The organism is Methanococcus maripaludis (assembly GCF_013760955.1).
GTDB lineage: Archaea > AGJL01 > Methanococci > Methanococcales > Methanococcaceae > Methanococcus > Methanococcus maripaludis_A.
Window position 1 is genome coordinate 266,927 of record NZ_JACDUL010000003.1, and the last position, 23,710, is coordinate 290,636.

The window sequence follows — 23,710 nt, forward strand, 5'->3', positions numbered from 1 at the left end:
TGAAAAATTTAAAATTAAAAAATTTAGTAGAAATTATTCTCCAAAATTTCATCGAATTTGTACTCAAAGTCGTTTGAAAGATACATTCTGAGTTCTTCTGGAGTAATTAACGTACTTTCATAATTTTGGTAGTCATCCATCACAATTCTCGGACATGCACAGATCACGTATGCGTCGACTTTGTAAATTAAATAGCTCTGTGATAAGTTGTTTAAAACTATTGGAATGTATTCAATGTTATTCTTCTTTAAAAGTTCAATTACATTTTCAAATGACTTTAACCTGCACTGTCCTTTTTTGGTCGATAAAACCACGCCAATTTTTTTAGGTGGATTTAATAATAACTTTGAAACTCGCCCGATCCTCAATTTTATCAGTTTTTTTATCTCTTGGTCACTTATTTCAGAAATCTTCCTTGTAACCGGATTATAAATTTTAACAGTTTTTTTAAGTTTATAAGCCATCATTAAGGGGTGAAATATTCCAGTTCCAACAAAAAGGACGTTTTCTGCATTTTCAACCGGAGCCTTGCATCCCAAAATTACAACGGGATTGAACTTTGAAAGCGCTTTTTTAAATTGAATAGTTGTCGTAACGGTCGGATTTTCCATTTCTTTAACGATATTTTCAACATCTTCTAAAAAATACTCGTTTTCTTTAAAATAAGCGTGAACGAATACTACGGGAATTTCTGAATGAACGTATGAAAGTTCTTCATGCCCGTAATGGATAATTAAATCTATTCCTAAAATTTTAACTTCTTCATCGCACAGATCACACGCACCAAAACAGGTTTCGCCCCATATCATGAGTTCTGCATCAACTTTCGTTTTTAAAAATTCTATTTCCTTTTCAACTGCCCTTTTAAGTCCTTCAGGTGCTTGAAATAATACTTTTCTCGCATTTCTTGTTTTTATCTCGTTTAAGACCCTATCTGTCTCTAAATCCCACATAATACCACTTCGAATATTTATTTAAATAATCACTACATACTAATACAGATGATTCAATACTATTTAATTAAAGTTATAAAAGTGATATTATGACCCAGATGACTGACGCAAAATCCGGAATAATTACCGAAGAGATGAAGTTCGTAGCAAATGAAGAGGGAATGGATGTTGAAACACTCAAAAACCTGATTGCGAAAGGATACGTCGTAATTCCAAAAAACGTAAACAGAAACACGAAACCAGTTGGAATTGGCGATAATTTAAGAACTAAAGTTAATGTAAATCTTGGAACTTCTCCAGATTTTGTAGATATCGCTTGCGAACTTAAAAAAGTTGAAATTTCAAATAAATACGGTGCTGATGCAATTATGGACTTAAGTACCGGCGGAAATCTTCCAGAAATCAGAAAAGAGATTATTAAAAACACGAATCTTCCAATCGGAACCGTTCCAATATATGAAGTCGGTGTTGATGCAAAACAAAAGTACGGAAGAGTCATCGATATGGACGAGGATTTAATATTTAACGTGATTGAACGGCAGGCAAAAGAAGGTGTTGATTTCATGACACTTCACTGCGGAATTACAAAACAGACTGTTAACGCATTGAATAACGATCCAAGGAAAATGGGCGTAGTAAGTAGGGGCGGCGCATTTTTAACCGCATACATCATGTACCACGACAGAGAAAACCCGCTTTACAAAGAATTTGATTACTTGCTCGAACTTTTAAAAGAACATGACGTAACTTTGAGCCTCGGGGATGGAATGAGACCTGGATGCTTACAGGACAATACGGATAGAGCCCAAATCCAGGAATTAATTACGTTAGGAGAACTAGTGGACAAATGTAGGGAACAAGGAGTTCAGGTAATGGTTGAAGGACCGGGACACGTCCCATACAACAACATCGAAGCAAACATGAAAATTCAAAAAACAGTGTGTAAAAATGCGCCATTCTACGTTTTAGGCCCGATTGTAACAGATTTAGCACCTGGATACGACCATATCACGGCAGCAATTGGTGGAACTCTTGCAGCAGTTAGTGGGGCAAATTTCCTCTGCTACGTAACTCCTGCTGAACACGTAAGGCTCATGAAAGAAGACGACGTGAAAGAAGGATTAATCGCATCAAAAATTGCTGCACAAGCTGCAGACGTTGCAAAAGGACATTCAATCGCATGGAAACTTGAAAAAGAAATGGCTGATGCAAGAATAAAACACGACTGGGATAGGCAGTTTGAAATCGCGCTTGATAGCGATAAACCAAGAAAAATGAGAGAAGAAATTCCTTCAAAAGATGAAAAAGCATGCAGTGTCTGTGGAGACTACTGCGCCCTTTTAATGGTCGAAGAACTTGGAAAAAGATAAAATATAACTGATTTTTTAATTTTTATTAACTTTTAATTAAAATTTTAAAATTTACAAAAATAGATAAAAAAATTATTCTTTTACTGTTCTTAAAATATCTTCAAATGGGATTTTACCTTCCCTTATCAATTCTATTTTGCCGTCAATCACTTTTACGATCGTAGACTGAACTTTGTATTTGCATGGGCCGGTATCAATTATTAAATCAACTTTTTCTTTTATTATAGAATCAACTTCCTCAAGAGATGCTGGGGCAGTTTTTCCACTGATATTTGCACTTGTCGTTGTTAATGGAACAATTGCAATCTTTCTTATAACATCGTTATCAGGAATCCTAACTCCGACATCATTTTTTCCCAAAATATCAGGAATTATATCTTTTTTCTTTAAAATAACGGTAATTGGACCAGGCATGAATTTTTCGATTATTTTTTTTGCGGGTTTATCAACATAAACGTAATTTTCAATCTGGTCTTTTTCACCGAGACTTATCGAAATTGGCTTATTTGGATCCCTTTCTTTTATTGAATAGATTTTTTCAATTGCCTTTTTATCTAAAGCATTTGTAGAAAGGCCGTAAAGTGTATCAGTCCCACAAAGAATAATTTTTCCATCCAATATCATTTTTCTTGCAGATTCTATTTCATCATTACAATTTTTGAGATTACTTTCCGAAATCTCGAAAGTTTTCATAAATATCCCTTTTTTTACATTACCGCATTTTCAAGTGCAGATTTACAAAAACATGTTCTTTCATCAAATTCATAATTAATAAAGTCGTCAACAACATTTAAAATCTTTTCTTCCATTTCTTTTAAAGTTTCTAACACTTCATCGACTGTTAAAACATTTTTAGAAATTCCTGCCGCATAATTTGAAACATTGCAGACTGAAGTGTAGCACATTTCCATTTCTCTTGCCAAAACTACTTCTGGATACGCTGTCATTCCAACAACGTGCCCCCAATTTTTATAAATTTGAATTTCTGTTTTTGTTTCAAATCTCGGGCCTTCAGTACAAACGTAAACTCCCTCATCAAACTTGTAATCTCTTTTTTTGAGAATTTCTTTTGTAACTTCTTTTAATTCTGGGCAGTATGGCTCAGTTACATCAATGTGAACGACTTTTCCATCGTCTCCATCGTAAAATGTACCTTTTCTTGCTTTTGTAAATTCTAAAAAGTCGTTTGGAATTAAAAAGTCCCCTGGAACCACTTCTTCACGAAGGGATCCAACTGAACTTAATGCTAAGATCCTTTCAACGCCAAGTGTCTTTAAAGCGCAGATATTTGCACGATAATTTATTTTATGTGGTGGAGTGTTGTGTTCAGCCCCGTGTCTAAAAAGTAATACAACATCACTTTCTTTATCGATTAAAACTTTAGATTTTCCGTATTTTGTATCAATTATTCTTTCTTCGCCCTTGTTTAATATCGAAGAAATTCCTGTTCCGCCAATGATGCCAATCAAATAATCACCCAAATATACCAAATATTTATGCGATAAAATAAAATTATTAGATAATATTTTTGAATAAATACTAACGGTTTCAAATTATATATAGTGACGGTGACACTTTTGGAAATTTTTGGGAATGTCGTAAGCGGACTTGGAGAAGGTAGGTTTTTTGTTGGATTAACCCCGTACAAAAATAAATTTAAAGAATTAACTGGATTTACTCCGTTTGAAGGAACCTTGAATGTAAAATTAAAGCATAATTTCAATTTAGATGAATTTAATCCAATAGAATTTGATGGATTTGAAATCGACGGGAAAAAATACTTTGGCGGAAAGGTACTTTTAGTAAAACTATTTGATAAATCTGGGCATTCGATAAATTGCGCAATTGTTGCTCCAAAAAAGACCGATCACTCCAAAAAGACGTTAGAACTTATTGCACCAGTTCATTTAAGAAAATTTTTATCATTGAATAATTCCGATGTTGTAAAAATCGTAATTTAAAATTAATACATCAATTTTGCTCTTTTTTTATTTTTATTTTTAAATCCCAAATCCGTATCCTAACAGATATATAGTCTTAAAAACAGATTGGTAAAAACTTAAAAATAATAGAGTGATAATGTGACTACAGATTTAAAAAATGCGAGAAATTCAGAAATAAAAATATCTGGAGATGAAAAAATCAGTAACGTCGAAAAAGCAATTGATGCTCTAAAAAGTGGAAAAATAGTATTACTTTACGATAGCGATGACAGAGAAGGAGAAACCGACATGGTTGTAGCGTCTGAGTTCGTCACCCCCGAACACATTCGCGAAATGAGAAAAAATGCAGGAGGCTTGATCTGCACCTGTCTTCATTCAGAGTTCTGTGATAAACTCGGTATTCCATTCATGGTTGACATTTTAGATGTTGCAGCTGAAAAATTCCCAGTTTTAAAAGAATTATATCCAAATGACATTCCATACGATGAAAAATCAACATTTGCACTTTATGCAAATCACAGAAAAACATTCACCGGAATTACAGATAACGACAGAGCATTAACTGTTAAAAAAATAACAGAACTCTGCAGTGAAGAAAGATTTAACGATTTTGGAAAAGAATTCAGATGCCCTGGCCACGTTGCATTTTTAAGAGCTACAAAAGGACTCGTTAAAAACAGGCAAGGACATACAGAAATGACTGTTGCACTTGCAGAAATGGCCGGACTAACCCCAATCACGACCATTTGTGAAATGATGGGCGATAACGGAAAAGCAATGTCAAAAGACCTAGTTAAAAAGTATGCTGAAGAAAACAACCTCGTTACAATAAACGGTCAAGAATTAATTGAATACTACCTCAATGAATTTTCAAAAGAATAATTTATTTTTTAAATTCAACTGAATTTACCTTCTTTTTTTAAAATTTACCCAATAATTGCTTTTTTTTAGGAATTTTCTTTGATATATTTAGCGTATTTATTAATTCATGGATATAGATAAATACCCCTAAAAATAAATTTATTATCGTCAACAAAAACCAGAGGGGGAATATGGAATTTATTTTACCATCAAATATGAGATCTGGGGCCATGCATTTTAAAATGAAGCATACTGTGCAGGCTAAAAAGAATAAAACTAAAATTAGAGAACTTTTCAGTAAAGCAGACGCTTATAGGGAACTTTACCACGTCGCAATTTCAAAAATTGAAGAAAGAGAAAATAAAGCTAAAAAAGGTAGAAAAGCTAAAAAAAGTAAAAAATAACTATTCATTGCTTTTTAAATATATTATTTCTTTTTTAAATTTACTTTTTTAAATGTGTTTTTAATGTTATCAATTTCGTGACATGTTTTTTATAGTTTAAATATGCTATAACTTTGTAGATTCAATTTAATTATGGGGATAATCATGACAGTCAAAGTAGGCATTGCAGACACGACATTTGCACGGGTCGACATGGCATCTGCTGCAATTAAAAAACTAAACGAAATGACTTCCAGTATTAAAATAATAAGGTACACTGTTCCGGGAATGAAAGACCTTCCTGTTGCATGTAAAAAATTGATGGAAGAACAGGGCTGTGAAATTACAATGGCCCTTGGAATGCCGGGTGGAAAGGATAAAGACAAAGTCTGTGCCCATGAAGCTTCCCAGGGATTGATGATGGCCCAATTACTTACTAATAAACATATTATTGAAGTTTTTGTTCATGAAGATGAGGCAAAAGATGGAAAAGAATTAGACTGGCTTGCAAAAAGAAGGGCTGAAGAACATGCTGAAAACGTATACTACATGCTTTTTAAACCGGAATTTTTGCAAAAAAGTGCGGGTAAAGGTTTGAGACAGGGCTTTGAGGATGCAGGAGCTGCAAGAAAATAAATTACTTTTTTCCTAATTCTTAACTTTAAAATATTTTAAAAATTCAGGATTTATGTTATTTATTTAAACCTTGAATTCATCTAGTTTTATTATATTCTATTCACGTTTATCGACAGAAAAAATTTATACACTAGATTATTGTTATTATCCTTAATTTACTACGAGGGATGTATTCATGCAAACGATTAATGCTGAAAACAACGGAAAAATATACAGAATAGAGATTGATACAAAAGAAAAAAGTTCTGAAGCAAAATCGATTGAAAAAAAGCTATTCGAACTTGGATTCAATGTATCCGTAGACGTGAACAAGGTCTACACAATAAACTACGATTTTTCAATTGCAGATGTTGAAAAAATTGCAAATTCACTTCACAATCCTGTAACGGAAACCTCAAGAATAAATGTTCCATTTAACAATAAATTCGACTGGGCACTTGAACTTGGATTTTTACCAGGAGTTACCGATAACGTTGCAAACACGACCACTGAAATCATTAACGATCTTTTAAAAATCGATATTGGACTCAGCAAGGTATTTTCATCAAAAATAATATATTTAAACGGAAATTTAGCAAAACACGACGTTGAAAAAATTGCAGAAGAGCTTATCAACATTTTAATCGAGAGATATCACATTAAAACTTATGATAATTACGTTAAAGACTGCGGAATGGATTACATTATCCCAAAAGTAAATTTAACGTCTGAACCAAAAGTTATTGAAATTAATTTAAATGTAAGCGACGATGAATTAATCGAAATCGGTAAAAAAGGGATATTGGATCCAGAAACTGGCGAAAGACGAGGCCCTCTTGCACTTGACCTCGATTACATTACCGCAATAAAAGAATACTATCAAAAAGAAGGCAGAAATCCAACAGACATTGAATTAGAAGCACTCGCTCAGACATGGTCAGAACACTGTAAACATACTATTTTTGCATCACAAATTGATGATATCGAAGAAGGAATCTTTAAAAAATACATAAGAAATGCTACATACGAAATAAGAAAAGAACTCGGCGAAAAAGACTTCTGTATTTCCGTATTTTCAGATAATTCCGGTGGAATCATATTTGACGATGAATGGATGGTGACTGATAAGGCAGAAACCCACAACAGCCCTTCAGCACTTGACCCATTTGGTGGTGCAATTACCGGAATTGTTGGAGTTAACAGGGATACTGTTGGTTTTGGTCTTGGAGCACTCCCTGTTGCAAATAAATACGGATTCTGCGTTGGAAGGCCCGAAGATACAGAAATAATTTACAGGGGACAAAACAAAACAAATCCATCACTACTCCCAAGAAGAATACTTGATGGAATCGTTCACGGAGTAAATGTTGGAGGAAACCAATCAGGAATTCCAACCCCTAACGGATTCGTCTACTTTGATGATACTTACAAGGGAAAACCTCTCGTATTCGTTGGAACTATCGGTTTAATTCCAAGAAAACTTCCAGACGGAAGATTAAGCCACGAAAAAGCGGCTGAAAACGGAGATAACGTCGTAGTTATTGGTGGAAGAGTTGGAAAAGATGGAATTCACGGTGCAACGTTCTCCTCAGAAGCCATGGATGAAGGAAGCCCTGCAACAGCAGTTCAAATTGGAGACCCGATTACCCAGAAAAAACTCTCGGATGCAGTTGTTAAAGAAGCTAGAGATAAAGGACTCTACAACAGCATTACTGATAACGGTGCTGGTGGAATTTCCTGTTCGGTTGCGGAAATGGCTGAAGAATGTGGCGGTTTTGTTGTAGAACTCGAAAAAGTTCCTTTGAAATACCCTGGACTCGAACCTTGGGAAATCTGGATAAGTGAATCACAGGAAAGAGTTACACTATCCGTTCCAGACGATAAATTAGAAGAATTCATGGATTTAATGAAAATAAGGGGCGTTGAAGCTGTTGTAATTGGTAAATTTAACAATACCGATAGAGCCGTTGTAAATTACAATGGAAAGACCATTATGGATTTAAATATGGACTTTTTACACAACGGGCTTCCAAAAAGAAAATTAATAACAAAACCTTACCCTTACAAAACAGACGAACCAGAAATTGCTGTTGAAAACCAGTTAAAAACTTTTGAAACAGTACTTGGAAACCACAACAATTGCAGTTTTGAATACATTTCAAAACAATACGACCACGAAGTGCAAAATAATTCGGTAATAAAACCACTTCAAGGAAAAGGAAGAGTAAATGGAACTGCTTCAGTTGTAAGGCCCCTTTTAAGTAGTAAAAAAGGACTCGTAATGAGCCAGTCGCTTTTCCCAAGATTGAGCGAAATTAGCTGCTATGACATGGCTGCATGTGCAATGGATACCGCAATTCGAAACTGTGTTGCAGTTGGCGGAAATATCGACCATATCGCGATAATGGACAACTTCTGCTGGTGCAGTTCAGATGAGCCTGAAAGGTTATACCAGTTAAAAGATGCTGCAAAATCATGCTACGATTACGCAAAAACATACTTAACCCCATTAATTTCTGGAAAAGACAGTATGTTTAACGATTTCAAAGGATTTGACGAAAATAATAATCCAATTAAAATCTCGGTGCACCCTACTTTGATGATGTCTGCCCTTGGTGTAATCGATAACGTGGAAAATACAAATTCAATGGATTTAAAATTAAAAGACGATTTAATTTACGTTATTGGAGAAACTAAAGACGAATGCGGGGGAAGTGAATTCTACCATGCATTTAATGAAGTTGGTGGAAAATCTCCGAAAGTCGATGCAAAATCTGCAAGAAAATTGTACAAAAAAATGTACGAATTAAGCCAGAATGGAATACTTAGCTCCTGTGCATCAGTCGCTGCAGGGGGACTTGTAATTACGCTTGCAAAAATGGCAATTTCAGGTATGCTTGGAATAGAAGCTGATTTATCAAAAACACCAAATGAAAATCTTGAATTTGAAAAAATCATGTATTCAGAAACACAATCAAGATTTATAGTTACTATTGCTCCTGAAAATGAAAAAGAATTTGAAAATTTAATGAAAGAATTCAAAATCGGAAAAATAGGTAAAGTTACTGAAAAAGAATTCATAATCAAGAATAATGAAGATATTGTGATAACTTCAAGCCTTGAAAACATGGACGAAGTATACAGAAGGAGATTTGAGGAGTTCTAGGTGATAAAAGTGGTTCCAAAAGTACTTGTGATGTCGGGATACGGCATAAATTGTGAAACAGAAACCGCCCACACATTCCAAAAAGCGGGTGCAAAAACGGACATTGTCCACATTAACGATTTAATCGCTGGAAAAAAGAAAATGGCAGATTACGAAATAATCATGTTTCCGGGCGGGTTCTCATACGGAGACGATACCGGATCAGGTAACGCATTTGCAAACAAAATTAAAAACAACTTATTTGACGATTTAAAAGAATTTATTAATTCTGGAAAATTGATTTTGGGAATATGTAATGGCTTTCAGGTAATGACCAATCTGGGATTATTTGCACTTCCTTCAACCGATTACGGGGAAAGAATTAGTGCCCTTGAAGCAAACACAAACAACAGGTACGAATGCAGGTGGGTGCATATTAAAGAAAACGAATCCATTTGTGTATTTACAAAAGGAATCGATATAATACACGTCCCAATTGCCCATGGGGAAGGCCGATTTTACTGCGATGAAAAAACCTACCTTGAATTAAAAGAAAATAAACAGATTGTATTTACTTACTGCGATTCTGAAGGAAATCCTGCTAACAAAGAGTACCCATTAAATCCAAACGGTGCTTACTACGATATTGCAGGAATCTGTGATAAATCTGGAAGAATCATGGGTTTAATGCCGCACCCTGAAAGGTCACTTTACTCAATAAGTGAACCAGAATATCAACTTAAAAAAGAAATTGCTAAAAGAAATGGAGAAATCATTCCAGAATTTATTGAAAGCAATATTCAAATCTTTAAAAATGCGGTTGAATACTTCAACAAATAATTAAAAACCAGTTTTTTACCCCACTACTCTTTTTAAACATTTTTCAGTAGATTAATTTGAAATTTTAACTTTTTTAGAAATTTATAAATAATTTCGCCCACATATTTTAAATTTATAACTAAAAGGGGGATTTCATGGAAAACTGGAAGTTAAGCCATTCTACAAAATGCTACAGTTGTGGAAAAGTTGCAGATCAAATTATTGAAATTTATCCAAATCAGGCGTTAGTCAGATGCAGTAATTGTAATGCTACAAGATACTACGTAATTAAAAAAGCAGATATTGAAGACGAAAGTCTGTTAAAAGAAGAATTAAGCGTTAAAAGAAAATACGATAACTGGGTACTGCAAAAAGATATAGATTGTGCCCGATGCGGCGAGTTTGGACCTCAAGATATTTTAATTACTGAAAATGGAATATATGTCAGATGTAGAAATTGTGGATTTACGAGATACTACCGATACCACATTCACGACCCTGCTGGGGGAGAATAATTCGAATAAATTAATAATATATAACCGAAATCTATATATAGAACCTCAAATGATTATTAAGTTTAATTAATAAAAAATATCAACATTTATCGAATTATACTTGCGAGGTGTGTATATGGTAGACTTAGTAGTTGCAGAAGCCTATCAGGGAGATGTAGGTAAAGGAATTGTAAGAATTGATCCATTAACAATGGAAAAATTGTCGATAAAAGCCGGAGATGCAATAGAAATTGCAGGAAAGGAAAAAACTTACGCGACTGTCTGGAGAGGTTACCTTGAAGACCAAGGTAAAGGTATCATACGAATGGACGGCCTTTTGAGACAGAATACTAAAGCAGGTATTGGGGATAAGGTAAAAATTACTGTAGTGGAAGTAAAAGAAGCTAAAAAGGTAACTTTAGCTCCAATGCAAGCGGTAAGATTCAGCACAGGATTTGAAAGTTATGTTGGGAGCAGGCTTACAGATCAGGTTGTAGATAAGGGTTCAAGGGTAGTCATTGCAGTACTTGGAACTGCATTTCCATTCATTGTAACAGGTACCAATCCAAAAGGACCGGTAAAAATTAACGAATACACTCAAATTGAGTTAAAAACTGAACCTGTTACAGAATTAAAAGAAACCAAAGTTCCAAATGTCACATACGAAGACATTGGTGGTTTAAAAGAAGAAGTCAAAAAAATCAGGGAAATGGTAGAACTTCCAATGAGACATCCTGAATTATTTGAGAAACTAGGTATTGAACCTCCAAAAGGAGTTTTACTTGCAGGACCTCCAGGAACAGGTAAAACATTGCTTGCAAAAGCTGTTGCAAATGAAGCAGGTGCTAATTTCTACACGATCAATGGTCCTGAACTTATGAGTAAATACGTCGGTGAAACCGAAGAAAATTTAAGAAAAATATTTGAAGAAGCGGAAGAAAACTCGCCTTCAATTATATTCATTGACGAAATTGATGCAGTTGCTCCAAAAAGGGATGAAGCAAGCGGTGAAGTTGAAAGAAGAATGGTTGCTCAGCTCCTGACATTGCTTGACGGTCTAGAAGGTAGAGGTCAGGTCGTAATTCTTGCAGCTACAAACAGACCTGATTCAATCGATATGGCGTTAAGAAGACCTGGAAGGCTTGACAGGGAACTCACAATTGGAATTCCTGACAGACATGCACGAAACGAAATTTTACAGATACATACAAGAAATATGCCACTTCAACCAGATTATGAGAAAGATGAAGTAATTCCCCTATTAAATGAACTTATCGGGGAATTTGACAGAAGTAAAATTGAAAATATAGTTAAATTGGTTGAAAAAGTACCTTCAGACGAAGAAATTAAAAAACTCCCTGAAAATATTGAAAAAATACCTTCTGGAGAACAGATCGAAAAAATACTCAAAGATGAAGATATAGAAGATAAAGTAAAAGTAAGATTAAACCAGATGATGGTAAAAGAACTTGCAGACAAGACCCATGGATTTGCAGGTGCTGATCTGGCTGCTCTTTCAAAAGAAGCTGCTATGAAAACTTTGAGAAGATTGCTTCCTAATCTCGATCTCGAAAAAGAAGAAATTCCGCGAGAAGTACTCGATAATATTAAAGTAACTAAAAGCGACTTCATGGGCGGTTTAAAAGAAGTAGAACCTTCAGCATTAAGAGAAGTATTGGTAGAAGTTCCAAATATCAAATGGAGTGATGTTGGTGGACTTGAAGACATTAAACAGGACTTAAAAGAAGCTGTTGAATGGCCAATTAAAAACAGGGAAATGTTTGAAAGAATGGGAATAAGGCCTCCAAAAGGAGTATTACTCTTTGGTCCCCCAGGAACTGGTAAAACACTCCTTGCAAAAGCTGTTGCAAACGAAAGTGAAGCAAATTTCATCAGCGTAAAAGGTCCTGAAATATTCAGCAAATGGGTTGGAGAAAGCGAGAAAGCGATCCGTGAAATCTTTAGAAAAGCACGACAGGCTGCACCAACAGTCATTTTCTTTGACGAAATTGACTCCATAGCTCCAAAAAGAGGAATGAGCTTTGGCGGTAGCGGAGTTAGCGAAAAAGTTGTAAACCAGCTTTTAACTGAACTCGATGGTCTTGAAGAACCAAAAGACGTTGTAATTATTGCTGCAACAAACCGACCAAACCTATTAGATCCTGCACTTTTAAGGCCTGGAAGACTCGATAGGATTGTTTTGGTATCCATTCCTGATGAAAATGCAAGATTTGAAATATTTAAAGTTCACACAAAAGGAATGCCTACTGGAAAAGACGTGGATCTCCAAAAACTTGCAAGAGAAACTAATGGATACACAGGTGCAGACATCGAAGCATTATGTAGAGAAGCTGCAATGATTGCACTAAGAGAAGACATCAATTCAAAACATGTTGAATTAAGGCATTTTGAAGCAGCGTTCAAAAGAATTGCTCCTTCGGTAAAAGATGAAGACATGGAAGAGTATAGGGACCTTGCAAAAGAGTATGGAAGAACTACAGGAGTATCTGAAATTGAAACTTCTGAAAATACTGAATAACAAAGATAAAAAAATAAACAAATATTAATTAATTTTTTTATTCTACTATTTTTGAAATAATTTGGTTAACCTGTTTAAAATATTCTGGGCGAATTGCATAGTCAGAATAAATCCTGTTCCATCCTTCCCCTGCAGAGATATTATCCCTTAAATCACTTAACTGATAAACCAATATTCCTGATTCGTTTTTCCATACTGTAAATTTAATATAGTTTTCCTCATAAGGGGCTTCAAATTCACGGTATTTATATTTTTTAAGAAGATTTACGGTCTTTAGTTCTTCTTCAGAAAGGTTTAATTTTGAAATTTCTTTTTCAAGTATCCTAAATATTAAAATAGAGTATAAACAAAATTTTATATACTTATAGGGGTCGTTTACCTTGAAAGAGTCTTTTTCTAGCCCTAAAAGCTTTTCTTCATATTTTTTGATCATTGATGAAATTGAACTATTTTCTGAAAACGTATCTACAAAATATGAGCTATTGTTAAATTCCATTTTTGCCACCTGAAGTCTTAATGACGTAATATCTCAGTTTCATATATTATAGTTATGCTAAAGCCAAAATTAAACGAAAAATCAACTAAACTACCAATATATCCATATAAATTTATATATTTGTTTAAATATATTTTGTAGCATGTCAAAACTCAAAATAATACGGGATCCAATCCACAAAGATATCAAACTTAATGAAGAAGAGATTTCAATAGTTGATATGCCCGAAATTCAGAGATTGAGAAATATTAAGCAGACCGGACTTACTTGCTTAGTATATCCTAGTGCAAACCATACTCGTTTTGAGCATTCTATAGGTACAATGCACGTTGCAGGTGAAATTGCCAAAAATTTAGAAAATATTGATAAAAATCTAACCAAAATCGTTGCATTACTGCATGATATTGGCCACCCTCCTTTTTCACATACTTTAGAAGTTGCAGGATATGAACATGAAGAATTTACTAAAGAAAAAATAAAAAAAATGAGTTTTGAGAACTATACTTCAAAAGATGTTTTGGATGTCTATTCATCAAAGGGTTTAGAAGGTTCTTTGATTCACGGGGATGTTGATGCTGACAGAATGGATTATTTGGTAAGAGATAGCCACCACACCGGGGTAGCTTATGGTTCAATCGATATTCCACGACTTATACGAAGTATTGTAGTTCTTGAAGATACTAATAAACTCGGAATCATTGAAAAAGGAAGAACTACTGTAGAATCACTCCTTACTGCACGATATCAGATGTATCCAACTGTTTATATGCATCCCGCATCCAGAATTTCAGAAACTATGATAAAAAATGCAACGATCGATGCAATAAAAGATGACGTCTTCAAACTAAGCGATTTATCGGTAATGGATGATATTGATCTTATATGCACACTAAGGCAATCTGAAGGCCCTGCAAATGAAATGATGAAGAGATTGGATAAGAGAGATTTATTTAAAAGCATTTCCATTCAACGGTACAATGAATTGTCCCCCGAAGAGAGATGGAATTTAATAAATCTGTCTGAAAACGAAATGGGCCTCATTGAAAACGAAATGACCGAATATTTTGAATCGAGAATCTTTTTAGATATTCCAAAACCTCCTAAAATGGCCGAACATAGAATCACTGTCATGATGGGGGACAGAAAACAAAGACTCGATGAAATATCCCCTCTTGCAGAGAGTCTAAAAGAAGCTTACAAGAAATCTTGGAGTATTATGGTCTATTCAGAACCCGAATCTGCAAAAAAACTATCTGAATTAATAAAAGAGAAGGAAAAATTCTTATTTGAGTTTATCGGTGACGAACCAATTGCTAATTCAATTTTAGATGTTTTAAACGAACAGGGGACCGTTCAAGGAGTTACAAAACTAGCAGGTCTCCTGAAAAAAAGTCCAAACGATGTAGAATTCCATTCTGAACTTCAAAAATTGATATTCTGCGGATTAGTTGACAAAAAAGTTGAACCCGTACGCGGAACATATAGATACGATTACACTGCGGTTTCCATAGATATTTAACACAGTTTCGAGCGGTAAACTACCAAAGTATTGTCTTTAAATTCATAATTTTTAATATCGACCATTTCCAAATTAACATATTTTTTCAAATATATTCCAACATCTCCTGCGATCGTAATTTTAACTCCTTTTTTAAGATATTGGTTTATTAACTCTGCCAGTTTTTCGATGTTTATTTCTTCGCAGGTGCATCCAAAGTCCCCACCAACAATTACCATTCCATTCTCAAACAAACTTAAAAAATCAGATATCGCATAATCTATTGCTTTTAAATCGAGCCCAGGATTTATATTTTTTACAATTGTATATTCTTCCTTTTTTTCCACATTCATCCGGTTTTCGATTTTAAATTTTTTAAGGCTGTTTTTTATTTTCTCAAAACTTAAAAAATTTGAACACAATTCAATTGCAAAAATTGAATTTTCTATAAAGTGACTTCCAAGAATAGATTCATTGAATTCGAAGTCATTTTTCAAATAATTAAATTTTAAAGGGTATTTTGAAATTATATTTGCATTTTTAACGACTTTTAAATTTTTATGATTCACATCGAAAATATTAATCACATCGTCGTTAATAATTGCGATTTTGGAATTTTTTAGAGAATCTATTTTTATAGAAGCACTTCTCATCCCTCTCGCAATTTTGTAGTTTTCCAAAATATTTGTTAAAATAGAATATTTTGAAGAAACAATCCCGAGTGAAATTTCAAATATAAAAAAGTCGTAAATTTGAAGTTTTCTTTCATCACTTAAATTATTTAATATATTCAGCACAGTTATCGGAGTAATCGATCCATCATTACTATTGTGACAGTAAACAGTATATTCTTCAGACAATATATGTTTTAAAAGTTCAGTGGTTGTAGTTTTTCCCTTAACTCCTGTTACAGTTATCATTTTTTCGATAACTCCTGGATACTTTTTAGAAATGATTTCAGAAACTGCATCGTGAAACGTTTTAAATTCAACATCGATAGGACAGTGCACTGGTGCTATAACTTCTGTATAATTTGAAAAATCCGGCATTTCTTTTTTTGAAATTATTTTAAATTTTGATAAAATATTTTTATTACACTCTTTAAATTTTTCATCTCGCTCCAATTTTCCATAGATATCCCAAATTACCGGATTTTTCCCGGATTTTTCATATTCTACTGCAAGATCCAAAGCACCGTGATTAATATCGATGATTAACATTTATTCACCAGAAAATTGTTTTTGTTACATTTTTAAATCATTAATTAATATTTCTTGGGAATTATCCGAGGGATAGTTTTGAGTATTACAGAAATTTTCGAATTAATTGTTAATTTATACAGTTTATTATTTGAACAGGTTTTCGGGCATTGTGGTGTATATTATCCGTTATTTGTGAGTGGAATTGTTTCCATATCTGTTTTTTTCATTTTTAGGGGTCCAAATAAAAGTATTATTGCGTTGATAATAACTGCCTTGATTATTATGGCATTTTCAGTAACCCCTTATGCATGCAAACTTGTTGCACTCGTTCTTGTGGCCGTTTTTTCAGTATTTTTTTTATAGTGTTGGTCAGATCGGTACGATAATTTATTAAGATATTTGATAGATAAATTCTTTATAAAGCAGGTAACAGGCAATTGTAACAGAAAATATGTTCGAAGACATTATCATCCACATTATTGTTATCTGAATCTTTGCAGCTTCTAAAGGGTCAGTCCCTGCAAGAAGCATTCCAACCATTGCCCCAGGAATGAATATAAGTCCAACTGCCCTTGTAGAGTTTAAATGCGGTGTCAGTGCCGCCCGAACTGCTTTTTTAACAAAACTATGTACCGATTGTTTTTCAGTTGCCCCAAGTGCAAGATAACCCCAAAGTACATCTTTTTCGGATTTTAAATCACTCAAAAATCTTTCAAGCCCTATTGACATTGCATTTGTAGAACCCCCAATAACCATGCCCATTAAAGGAATTAAGTAACGTACTTCGAATAATATTGTTTTTGACAGGGTTAAGATAGTCAAAGCTATAATCGCAATGGTAAGATTCGATAAAAATGCTGTGAATACAATTTTTCTGTTTTTTTCTTTTGTTACGTTTCTTTTGACCATGAACGCTGAAACTGATATCATAAATAGTATCATAATTCCCGCATAATAAATTCCTAGATCAAATACGATAACGATGATATATCCCAAAATAAAAAGCTGAACCAGTGCCAAAAGTTCTGCGACAAATATTTCTTTTCCGATACCGAGTTTTTCCTTAAATATCAATATTAAAGAAAGTAACACAAATGAAAAGGAAATTAAAAGAGATTCAAACACTTTTTATCATCTTTTAGCTTTTTTTGTATTTTATAAGGCACTCTGCAATTCTTTTATCAACATCGATTCCAAGAGATCGAAAACCAATTGTACCCGGAGCAGTGTTTACTTCGACAATATAGTATTCACCCTCTTTAGGCAGGATATCGATTCCCATAATATAACCATTCATGCACTCAGAACACTTTAATGCCATTTCTTCAAGTTCTGAGGATACGTTTAAAGGCTCAATTCGACCACCAATATGAAGATTGGTTATGAAGTTATCGCTAACTCTTCGATAACCCCCGATAACATCCCCGTCAATTACGAGTATTCTCATATCTTTATATGTGTCCCCTTCTTTAAAATCCACATACTCCTGAATCAGTTTGTTCTCCCAGATTGCATTTCTTGAAAGTTTCTTTAACTCAGAATCTGAATTTACACGATCCACTTTCGTCCCACATTTTGAAAAGGAATTTTTTAATACAACAGGATAATCCATTTTAGTCGTGTTTAAAAAGTGTTTTCCGTCCTCGTAATCACGAACCAGTGCAGTTTTTGGCGTTTTTAGTCCGTTTTTACTAAGTATTTTTGCTGCTTTAAATTTATCTGATGAATTGTAAATTGTTTCAAGCGGGTTTATGAAATAGTGCCCTTCTGATTCCAGATTTTTTAGAACCTGCCATGAAAAAAGGGTCAACCTATCCAAATAATCCCCAATACCGCATCTTGAGTGTATCAGGTCTGTTTCAATATTAAATTCAGTATCAATCAATAAATTATCGCTAGAAAGCAGTAATACATCACATTTTTCGCCCAAATCTTCAATAGCTTTTTTAATGGAGTTTACTGTAGAGCCTCCTTCTACACAGGCAATCGTTATCATTATTCACCCAATATTAACGTTTAAATGAATGAGTATATCATTGAAGCTAGTATCACCAGCCATACAAATATACTTATCGAGTTTAAATTTCTTTCACTGATTATCCATCCAACCAAATTTGCGAGTTTTGAAACTAACCAGTTATTCTTTCTAAAGTCCCTTATTGTATCAGGTAATGCCATCCAGATGTGATATCCATCGAGAGGGGCTGCTGGAAGTAAATTGAAAAATCCTAAAAGCATGTTTAATAGTGAAGTCCAGTAAAGCGTTTGAAGTACATATAATACGGTTTTTGAAGGTTCTGAAACTATCCCCATTTTTCCTTCTTCTGATGTATTTATAAAATACGAATTTACTTCGTTATTTCTTAAAACGACCAATTTGACAGTTTGTTTTGGTTCTATATCACTTACTGCATTGTAAAAATCATTTAAAGAATTAACCGTTTTTCCATTTATAGAATAAATTACATCGCCTTCAAAGATTATTCCATAAGCTGGAGCATCTTCTAAAACTTCAGTTATCGTTAAGTTTGAATTCATTCCTGTAAAATAGGGCATTGCAAAAAGTACGAGGAAAAACACAAGTACATTTGAAATCGGGCCTGCTGCTGCAATTGCACCTCTGATTTTAGGTTTTGAATCCTTAAATTCTTCGCCGAGTTCTACAAATGCACCCATAGGAATTCCCAAAGCCATTAAAAGTCCAGAACTCTTTATCTTCTGCCCAAATGATGCTGCAACAATCCCATGTGAGAGCTCGTGAATTGTAACTCCAATAATTATTGCCAAAATTCCTGGAATCCATGGAATTGTACTTCCAAATAAAAATATAATCGGTTTAGCAGCTTCTTTTTCAACAGTTCCATCAAAAAGTCCAACAGTGGATAGAATAAATGCATAAAATGTGTAAATACTTATTACAACACATACGGGAATTGAAAGATATGCAAGTTTCTGCCATATTTTGTATTTTCCAAGTTTTTTTATCGTATTCATTCCAATTTGTGTTCTTAAAATACCAAAAATTCCCAGGTATGTTTTTAAATCTAAATTAATTCTCAATTTATCTTTATTATAATTTGTAATATACAGAACTGTCCAAAATATTAAAAAAAACAACAGTACTGCGGTTGACGTAAGTTCCATTTTTTCTTCACCGTTTGTAATTATCAGAGTTACAAATAAAAATGTTTCAAAAGTACTTAACTTTTTATATTATATATAATACAATATATCTTAAGATATATTTTGTGATACAATGAAGCATGGTAAAAAAGTAAAGGAACTAATAAAAATTTTGATACTAAAATTTCTTGAAAAAGAACCCCTTCATGGTTACCTTTTGATTTCGAAAATCGGAGAAATCACGGGAATTTCAGTTAGCCCGAGCATGGTTTACCCGATATTATCCAATCTAAAAACTAATGGCCTTATTGAAGTTGAAAAAACAGAAGATAGGGGTAAAAAAATCTACAGATTAACTGAAACAGGTTATTCATTTTTAGAAAAAAACCGTGAAAAAGTAGATTACTGCATGAAAAAATCTGAAGCGCTTTACTATTTCCACAATGGCGGCGGAAGTGAACTTAAAAAAGCGGTTCATTTGGCTTTTGAAGAATTTATTGATATGGATGAAGAAAAAAGGAAAAAAATAGGCGAGATAATGCAAAAATGCGCAAAAGATATTCGTTATCTAATTGAATACGGGGATGAATAACATGTATGCAATCGAAGTAAAAAATCTGGTAAAAAAATTTGATACGAATACTGCAGTAAATAATGTCTCGTTTAATGTTAAAAAAGGAGAAATTTTCGCATTTTTGGGTCCAAACGGTGCTGGAAAAAGCACCACAATAAACATGCTCACAACACTACTTAGATCAACATCGGGCAGTGCATTGATTTCAGGATTTGATGCGTCTAAAGATCCTAAAAAAGTTAGAAAAACCATAGGAATTGTTTTTCAAGATTCTACCCTCGATAATCAATTAACAGCTTATGAGAATCTCTATATTCATGGAAAAATATATGGATATAAAGGAGAGGACTTAAAAAAGAGGATTGATGAATTATTATACTTCGTAGAGCTTTTGGAAGTTAAAGACACGGTTGTAAAAAATTTCAGTGGGGGAATGGTTCGAAGACTTGAAATTGCAAGGTCACTAATTCACGAACCCGAAGTTTTATTTTTGGATGAACCTACAATCGGACTTGACCCTCAAACCAGGTCACATATCTGGGAGTATATCCAAAAGATGCAGAAAAAAAATAATATGACCATATTTTTAACTACCCACTATATGGATGAAGCAGAGCTTTTGGCCGATAAAGTTGCAATAATCGATAACGGAAAAATTATTGCCGAAGGAACTGTAAACGAGCTTAAAAAAATCGTTGGACATGATTGCATTTCTATAAAATTTGAAGAAATTCCAAAAGACTTGGATTCGAAAAAGTGTGAACTTAAAGAAGATGGCAGAGTACATTATTACACTGAAAATGCAGATTCTGAAATTCCAAAAATATTCGAATTCGCACAGGAACATGGCCTGAAAATTCAGGAAATAAGCTATAAAAAGCCAAATTTAAATGACGTCTTTATAAAATTAACTGGAAGAGAAATAAGGGCTGAACGGGAAAACTCAAAAATAAGTATGCGTCCTCTAATGATGATGGGAAGGAGAGGATTTTAAATGAAAACCACCAAAGGTGTTCAAAACCTACTTGGAGACCCTAAAAAAGCCATTGTAAAAATCTCGATACCCATGGTTATTGCAATGTCTTTTCAGTCGTTATACAACATAATCGATGCAATATGGGTTGCAGGACTTGGATCTGACGCTCTTGCAGCAATTGGATTATTCTTTCCATTCTCGTTCGCATTGATAGCGATTTCAAACGGTGTAGGAATTGGTGGAAGTTCCGCAATTTCAAGACGAATTGGACAGAATAATAAGAGCGCAGCAGATAATATTGCGGTTCATTCCGTCGTACTTGGAATAATTCTTGGAATTTTATTAATTAGCTTTATTCCATTTTTGGGGACCATTTTTTCAGTTATCGGAGCATCTGGAATCACAGTTACAATGGCAGTTGAATATTCCACAATTTTATTCGGCGGTGCTGTTGTACTGCTCTTTACAAATATTGCAAATGCAATTTTGAGAGGAGAAGGAGACACTAAAAGAGCCATGTATGCAATAATTCTTGGATCAGTTTTGAATATCGTCCTAGATCCGATTTTTATATATGTATTGAATATGGGCATTGCAGGTGCCGCATGGGCCACATTGCTTTCCATGTTAATTACAAGCCTTTTATTTGTATACTGGCTTTTCGTAAAAAAAGATACGTTTGTGAATATTCATTTTAAGGATTTTAAAATGAATTTGAACATTATAAAAGAAATATTCTCAATAGGAATTCCTGCTTCCGTTTCACAGCTTACGATGGCTTTTTCAATGTTTTTATTGACTGCAATTGTAGCAAAAGCTGGTGGAAACGATGGAATTGCAGTTTTCTCCACCGGCTGGAGAATAGTGTCCACAGGGGTCATTCCTATGGTGGGATTTGCAGCAGGAGTTACTGCGGTAACTGGAGCAGCGTATGGCTCTGCAAATCCTGAAAAACTGGAAATTTCATACAAATATGCTATAAAAATGGGAATTCTCATTGAATTGGTGGTTGCAGCGTTAATTTTATTATTTGAAAATCAGATTGCTTATTTATTTACCTACTCGGAAACTTCAGTGCATATTTTGGGAGATTTGCTCGTATTTTTAAAATACATGTTTGTATTCTACCCGACAATGCCGCTTGCAGTGCTTACTGCTGCAATGTTTCAGGGCGTTTCAAAGGGAAAAAATTCATTGTTTATTTCATTCCTAAGAACGATAATCCTGCAAGTTCCAATGGCATACCTCTTTGGAGTAGTATTTAACCAGGGGCTAACAGGCGTCTGGTTTGGAATGATTTTAGGGCACGTTATTGCAGTATCCATTGCATTTTTACTTGGACTATACACAATAAAACAATTAAAAACAACATTAACACCAGAAACTGTAAAATTTAGATAAGTGATTGATATGGACGCATTTTCAGCTATGCTTTACAGACAACTTAGGAGATTTACCCGTGCAAGATCCAGGGTAATTGGATCCTTATTAAACCCGCTAGTTTGGCTAGTTTTCTTTGGAATCGGATGGAGCAGGGCCTTTAATTTCCCTGCAGCAAGAGAAATATTTGGTGGAGTTGACTACTTGACGTATTTGATTCCAGGAGTAGTTTCAATGACAGTATTTAGCGGAAGCTTCATTAGCGGTGTTACTGTTATATGGGATAAACAGTTTGGATTTTTAAAAGAAACGTTAGTTGCCCCAACTTCGAGAAGCGAAGCAATTTTAGGTAGAATTATGGGGGACTCCCTTACAGCACTCGTTCAAGGTGTTTTAATAATGGTACTGAGCCTTTTTTTAGTATCATTAAACCCGTATGGAATGATTCCGGTGGTTTTTACAAGTTTTGTTCTAGCCACAGCATTTGCGAGTGTTGGAATGACCCTTGGATTAAAAATAAACAGCCAAGAAGGTTTTCATTTGATATTTGGTCTTTTAATGCAACCGTTGATATTTTTGAGCGGTGCATTTTATCCGATAGATGCAATGCCGATTTGGATGAAAACTCTGGCATACTTAAATCCACTAACATATGCTGTTGATTCTGCAAGATATTTTCTGGCAGGTTTTTCGAGATTTCCAATTATGCTAGATGTCTCGATTTTAGTGATTCTCAGCATTTCTCTCGTAATTATAGCCATGTATACGTTTGAAAAGGCAGTTATCGAATAATTTCTATTTAAAACGTAAGTTATATATGGCTGTAAAGTAAAATAATCCTAAATATTAAAAATGAATTCAAAAATATTACAGGTGCATATTATGGAAGCATTGGTTTTGGTAGGTCACGGTAGCAGACTCCCACACTCAAAAAACGTTGTTACAGAAGTTGCTGAAAAAATAAAAGCAAGAAATATTTACGACATTGTAGAAGTAGGTATGATGGAATTCAACGAACCTACAATCCCTGAAGCGATAAAGAAAGTAATTGATGCAGGCGCTAAAAAAGTAATCGTAACCCCGGTATTTTTAGCTCCAGGAAACCATACTGAAAGAGATATTCCAAAAATACTTGGAATTTATGAAGGAGACGATGATTGTGGACATCACCACCATCACGACCACGATTGCGAACACCATCACCACCATCACGACACTGAAAAGGTAGATATTCCAGAAGGTGTTGAATTAGTTTACAGAAAACCGATGGGTGCAGATGATAGAATTATAGATATAGTCCTCGATAGAGCTAACGGACTTTAATTTAAATTTTTTTAAT

At 34.1% G+C, this 23,710-nt stretch carries 24 protein-coding genes; 16 read left to right on the plus strand and 8 right to left on the minus strand.

Going from position 1 to position 23,710, the window contains the following annotated elements; genetic code table 11:
• Positions 1 to 23: 23 nt before the first annotated feature.
• On the minus strand, positions 24 to 953 hold the full coding sequence (dph2, locus tag HNP90_RS06705) for a diphthamide biosynthesis enzyme Dph2 (RefSeq protein ID WP_011977563.1): 930 nt from the start codon (positions 951 to 953) through the stop codon (positions 24 to 26).
• Between the two features lie 89 nt (positions 954 to 1,042).
• On the opposite strand from dph2, the gene thiC reads away from it, so the two are divergent.
• Positions 1,043 to 2,323, plus strand: coding sequence for a phosphomethylpyrimidine synthase (gene thiC / locus HNP90_RS06710; RefSeq protein WP_011977562.1), 1,281 nt, complete (start codon positions 1,043 to 1,045; stop codon positions 2,321 to 2,323).
• Positions 2,324 to 2,395: 72 nt separating this feature from the next.
• Here the strand turns inward: thiC and HNP90_RS06715 are convergent, their stop codons facing one another.
• Both HNP90_RS06715 and HNP90_RS06720 read right to left on the minus strand, forming a co-directional pair.
• On the minus strand, positions 2,396 to 3,016 hold the full coding sequence (locus HNP90_RS06715; RefSeq protein ID WP_011977561.1) for an L-threonylcarbamoyladenylate synthase: 621 nt from the start codon (positions 3,014 to 3,016) through the stop codon (positions 2,396 to 2,398).
• Between the two features lie 14 nt (positions 3,017 to 3,030).
• A complete protein-coding gene (locus HNP90_RS06720; RefSeq protein WP_011977560.1) occupies positions 3,031 to 3,792 on the minus strand; it encodes an MTAP family purine nucleoside phosphorylase in 762 nt (253 codons plus the stop codon).
• Positions 3,793 to 3,900: 108 nt separating this feature from the next.
• Between HNP90_RS06720 and ribK the strand changes: the two genes are divergently transcribed.
• The 8 genes from ribK to HNP90_RS06760 all read left to right on the plus strand — a co-directional run bounded on the left by ribK (position 3,901) and on the right by HNP90_RS06760 (position 13,122).
• The gene (ribK, locus tag HNP90_RS06725) at positions 3,901 to 4,284 is read left to right on the plus strand and encodes a CTP-dependent riboflavin kinase (protein WP_011977559.1); all 384 of its coding nucleotides are present in this window, start codon (positions 3,901 to 3,903) and stop codon (positions 4,282 to 4,284) included.
• A gap of 120 nt (positions 4,285 to 4,404) precedes the next feature.
• Positions 4,405 to 5,148 carry a 3,4-dihydroxy-2-butanone-4-phosphate synthase gene (gene ribB / locus HNP90_RS06730; RefSeq protein WP_011977558.1) on the plus strand — a complete coding sequence of 248 codons (744 nt, stop codon included), beginning with the start codon at positions 4,405 to 4,407 and terminating at the stop codon, positions 5,146 to 5,148.
• A 170-nt stretch (positions 5,149 to 5,318) separates the two neighbouring features.
• Complete coding sequence (locus HNP90_RS06735; RefSeq protein WP_011977557.1) at positions 5,319 to 5,531, plus strand: hypothetical protein; 213 nt, start codon at positions 5,319 to 5,321, stop codon at positions 5,529 to 5,531.
• 144 nt (positions 5,532 to 5,675) lie between these two features.
• Positions 5,676 to 6,146, plus strand: a complete 471-nt coding sequence (gene ribC / locus HNP90_RS06740; protein WP_011977556.1) for a riboflavin synthase — start codon at positions 5,676 to 5,678, stop codon at positions 6,144 to 6,146.
• Positions 6,147 to 6,321: 175 nt separating this feature from the next.
• On the plus strand, positions 6,322 to 9,291 hold the full coding sequence (locus tag HNP90_RS06745) for a phosphoribosylformylglycinamidine synthase subunit PurL (protein WP_011977555.1): 2,970 nt from the start codon (positions 6,322 to 6,324) through the stop codon (positions 9,289 to 9,291).
• A gap of 9 nt (positions 9,292 to 9,300) precedes the next feature.
• Positions 9,301 to 10,110, plus strand: a complete 810-nt coding sequence (purQ, locus tag HNP90_RS06750; RefSeq protein ID WP_048060443.1) for a phosphoribosylformylglycinamidine synthase I — start codon at positions 9,301 to 9,303, stop codon at positions 10,108 to 10,110.
• Positions 10,111 to 10,244: 134 nt separating this feature from the next.
• Entirely contained in the window at positions 10,245 to 10,604 is a 360-nt protein-coding gene (locus HNP90_RS06755) for a hypothetical protein (protein ID WP_011977553.1), read from the plus strand.
• A 115-nt stretch (positions 10,605 to 10,719) separates the two neighbouring features.
• Positions 10,720 to 13,122, plus strand: a complete 2,403-nt coding sequence (locus HNP90_RS06760) for a CDC48 family AAA ATPase (protein ID WP_011977552.1) — start codon at positions 10,720 to 10,722, stop codon at positions 13,120 to 13,122.
• A gap of 37 nt (positions 13,123 to 13,159) precedes the next feature.
• Here HNP90_RS06760 and HNP90_RS06765 read toward each other — a convergent pair whose 3' ends face one another.
• On the minus strand, positions 13,160 to 13,618 hold the full coding sequence (locus tag HNP90_RS06765; protein ID WP_011977551.1) for a hypothetical protein: 459 nt from the start codon (positions 13,616 to 13,618) through the stop codon (positions 13,160 to 13,162).
• Between the two features lie 142 nt (positions 13,619 to 13,760).
• Between HNP90_RS06765 and HNP90_RS06770 the strand changes: the two genes are divergently transcribed.
• A complete protein-coding gene (locus tag HNP90_RS06770; protein WP_011977550.1) occupies positions 13,761 to 15,137 on the plus strand; it encodes an HD domain-containing protein in 1,377 nt (458 codons plus the stop codon).
• On the opposite strand, the gene cfbE is transcribed toward HNP90_RS06770, so the two are convergent.
• The gene (cfbE, locus tag HNP90_RS06775) at positions 15,134 to 16,336 is read right to left on the minus strand and encodes a coenzyme F430 synthase (RefSeq protein ID WP_011977549.1); all 1,203 of its coding nucleotides are present in this window, start codon (positions 16,334 to 16,336) and stop codon (positions 15,134 to 15,136) included. The two genes, HNP90_RS06770 and cfbE, sit on opposite strands and share 4 nt — an antisense overlap.
• 78 nt (positions 16,337 to 16,414) lie before the next feature.
• Here cfbE and HNP90_RS06780 point away from each other — a divergent pair, with 78 nt between their 5' ends.
• Complete coding sequence (locus tag HNP90_RS06780) at positions 16,415 to 16,681, plus strand: hypothetical protein (protein WP_048060442.1); 267 nt, start codon at positions 16,415 to 16,417, stop codon at positions 16,679 to 16,681.
• A gap of 27 nt (positions 16,682 to 16,708) precedes the next feature.
• On the opposite strand, the gene HNP90_RS06785 is transcribed toward HNP90_RS06780, so the two are convergent.
• The 3 genes from HNP90_RS06785 to HNP90_RS06795 are packed head-to-tail and all read right to left on the minus strand — an operon-like array spanning position 16,709 to position 19,462.
• Positions 16,709 to 17,443 carry an ABC transporter permease gene (locus HNP90_RS06785; protein WP_048060441.1) on the minus strand — a complete coding sequence of 245 codons (735 nt, stop codon included), beginning with the start codon at positions 17,441 to 17,443 and terminating at the stop codon, positions 16,709 to 16,711.
• 13 nt (positions 17,444 to 17,456) lie between these two features.
• Complete coding sequence (cofF, locus tag HNP90_RS06790) at positions 17,457 to 18,314, minus strand: coenzyme gamma-F420-2:alpha-L-glutamate ligase (RefSeq protein WP_011977546.1); 858 nt, start codon at positions 18,312 to 18,314, stop codon at positions 17,457 to 17,459.
• Between the two features lie 20 nt (positions 18,315 to 18,334).
• Positions 18,335 to 19,462, minus strand: a complete 1,128-nt coding sequence (locus HNP90_RS06795) for a site-2 protease family protein (protein ID WP_011977545.1) — start codon at positions 19,460 to 19,462, stop codon at positions 18,335 to 18,337.
• Positions 19,463 to 19,574: 112 nt separating this feature from the next.
• On the opposite strand from HNP90_RS06795, the gene HNP90_RS06800 reads away from it, so the two are divergent.
• The 5 genes from HNP90_RS06800 to cfbA are packed head-to-tail and all read left to right on the plus strand — an operon-like array spanning position 19,575 to position 23,694.
• Positions 19,575 to 20,033 carry a PadR family transcriptional regulator gene (locus tag HNP90_RS06800; protein ID WP_011977544.1) on the plus strand — a complete coding sequence of 153 codons (459 nt, stop codon included), beginning with the start codon at positions 19,575 to 19,577 and terminating at the stop codon, positions 20,031 to 20,033.
• 1 nt (position 20,034) lies between these two features.
• A complete protein-coding gene (locus HNP90_RS06805; protein ID WP_011977543.1) occupies positions 20,035 to 21,009 on the plus strand; it encodes a daunorubicin resistance protein DrrA family ABC transporter ATP-binding protein in 975 nt (324 codons plus the stop codon).
• A complete protein-coding gene (locus tag HNP90_RS06810; RefSeq protein WP_011977542.1) occupies positions 21,010 to 22,392 on the plus strand; it encodes an MATE family efflux transporter in 1,383 nt (460 codons plus the stop codon).
• Between the two features lie 9 nt (positions 22,393 to 22,401).
• Complete coding sequence (locus HNP90_RS06815; protein ID WP_011977541.1) at positions 22,402 to 23,163, plus strand: ABC transporter permease; 762 nt, start codon at positions 22,402 to 22,404, stop codon at positions 23,161 to 23,163.
• A 60-nt stretch (positions 23,164 to 23,223) separates the two neighbouring features.
• Positions 23,224 to 23,694: a sirohydrochlorin nickelochelatase gene (gene cfbA, locus HNP90_RS06820; RefSeq protein ID WP_081430736.1), complete on the plus strand. Its 471-nt coding sequence runs from the start codon at positions 23,224 to 23,226 to the stop codon at positions 23,692 to 23,694.
• The last annotated feature ends 16 nt before the right edge of the window (positions 23,695 to 23,710 follow it).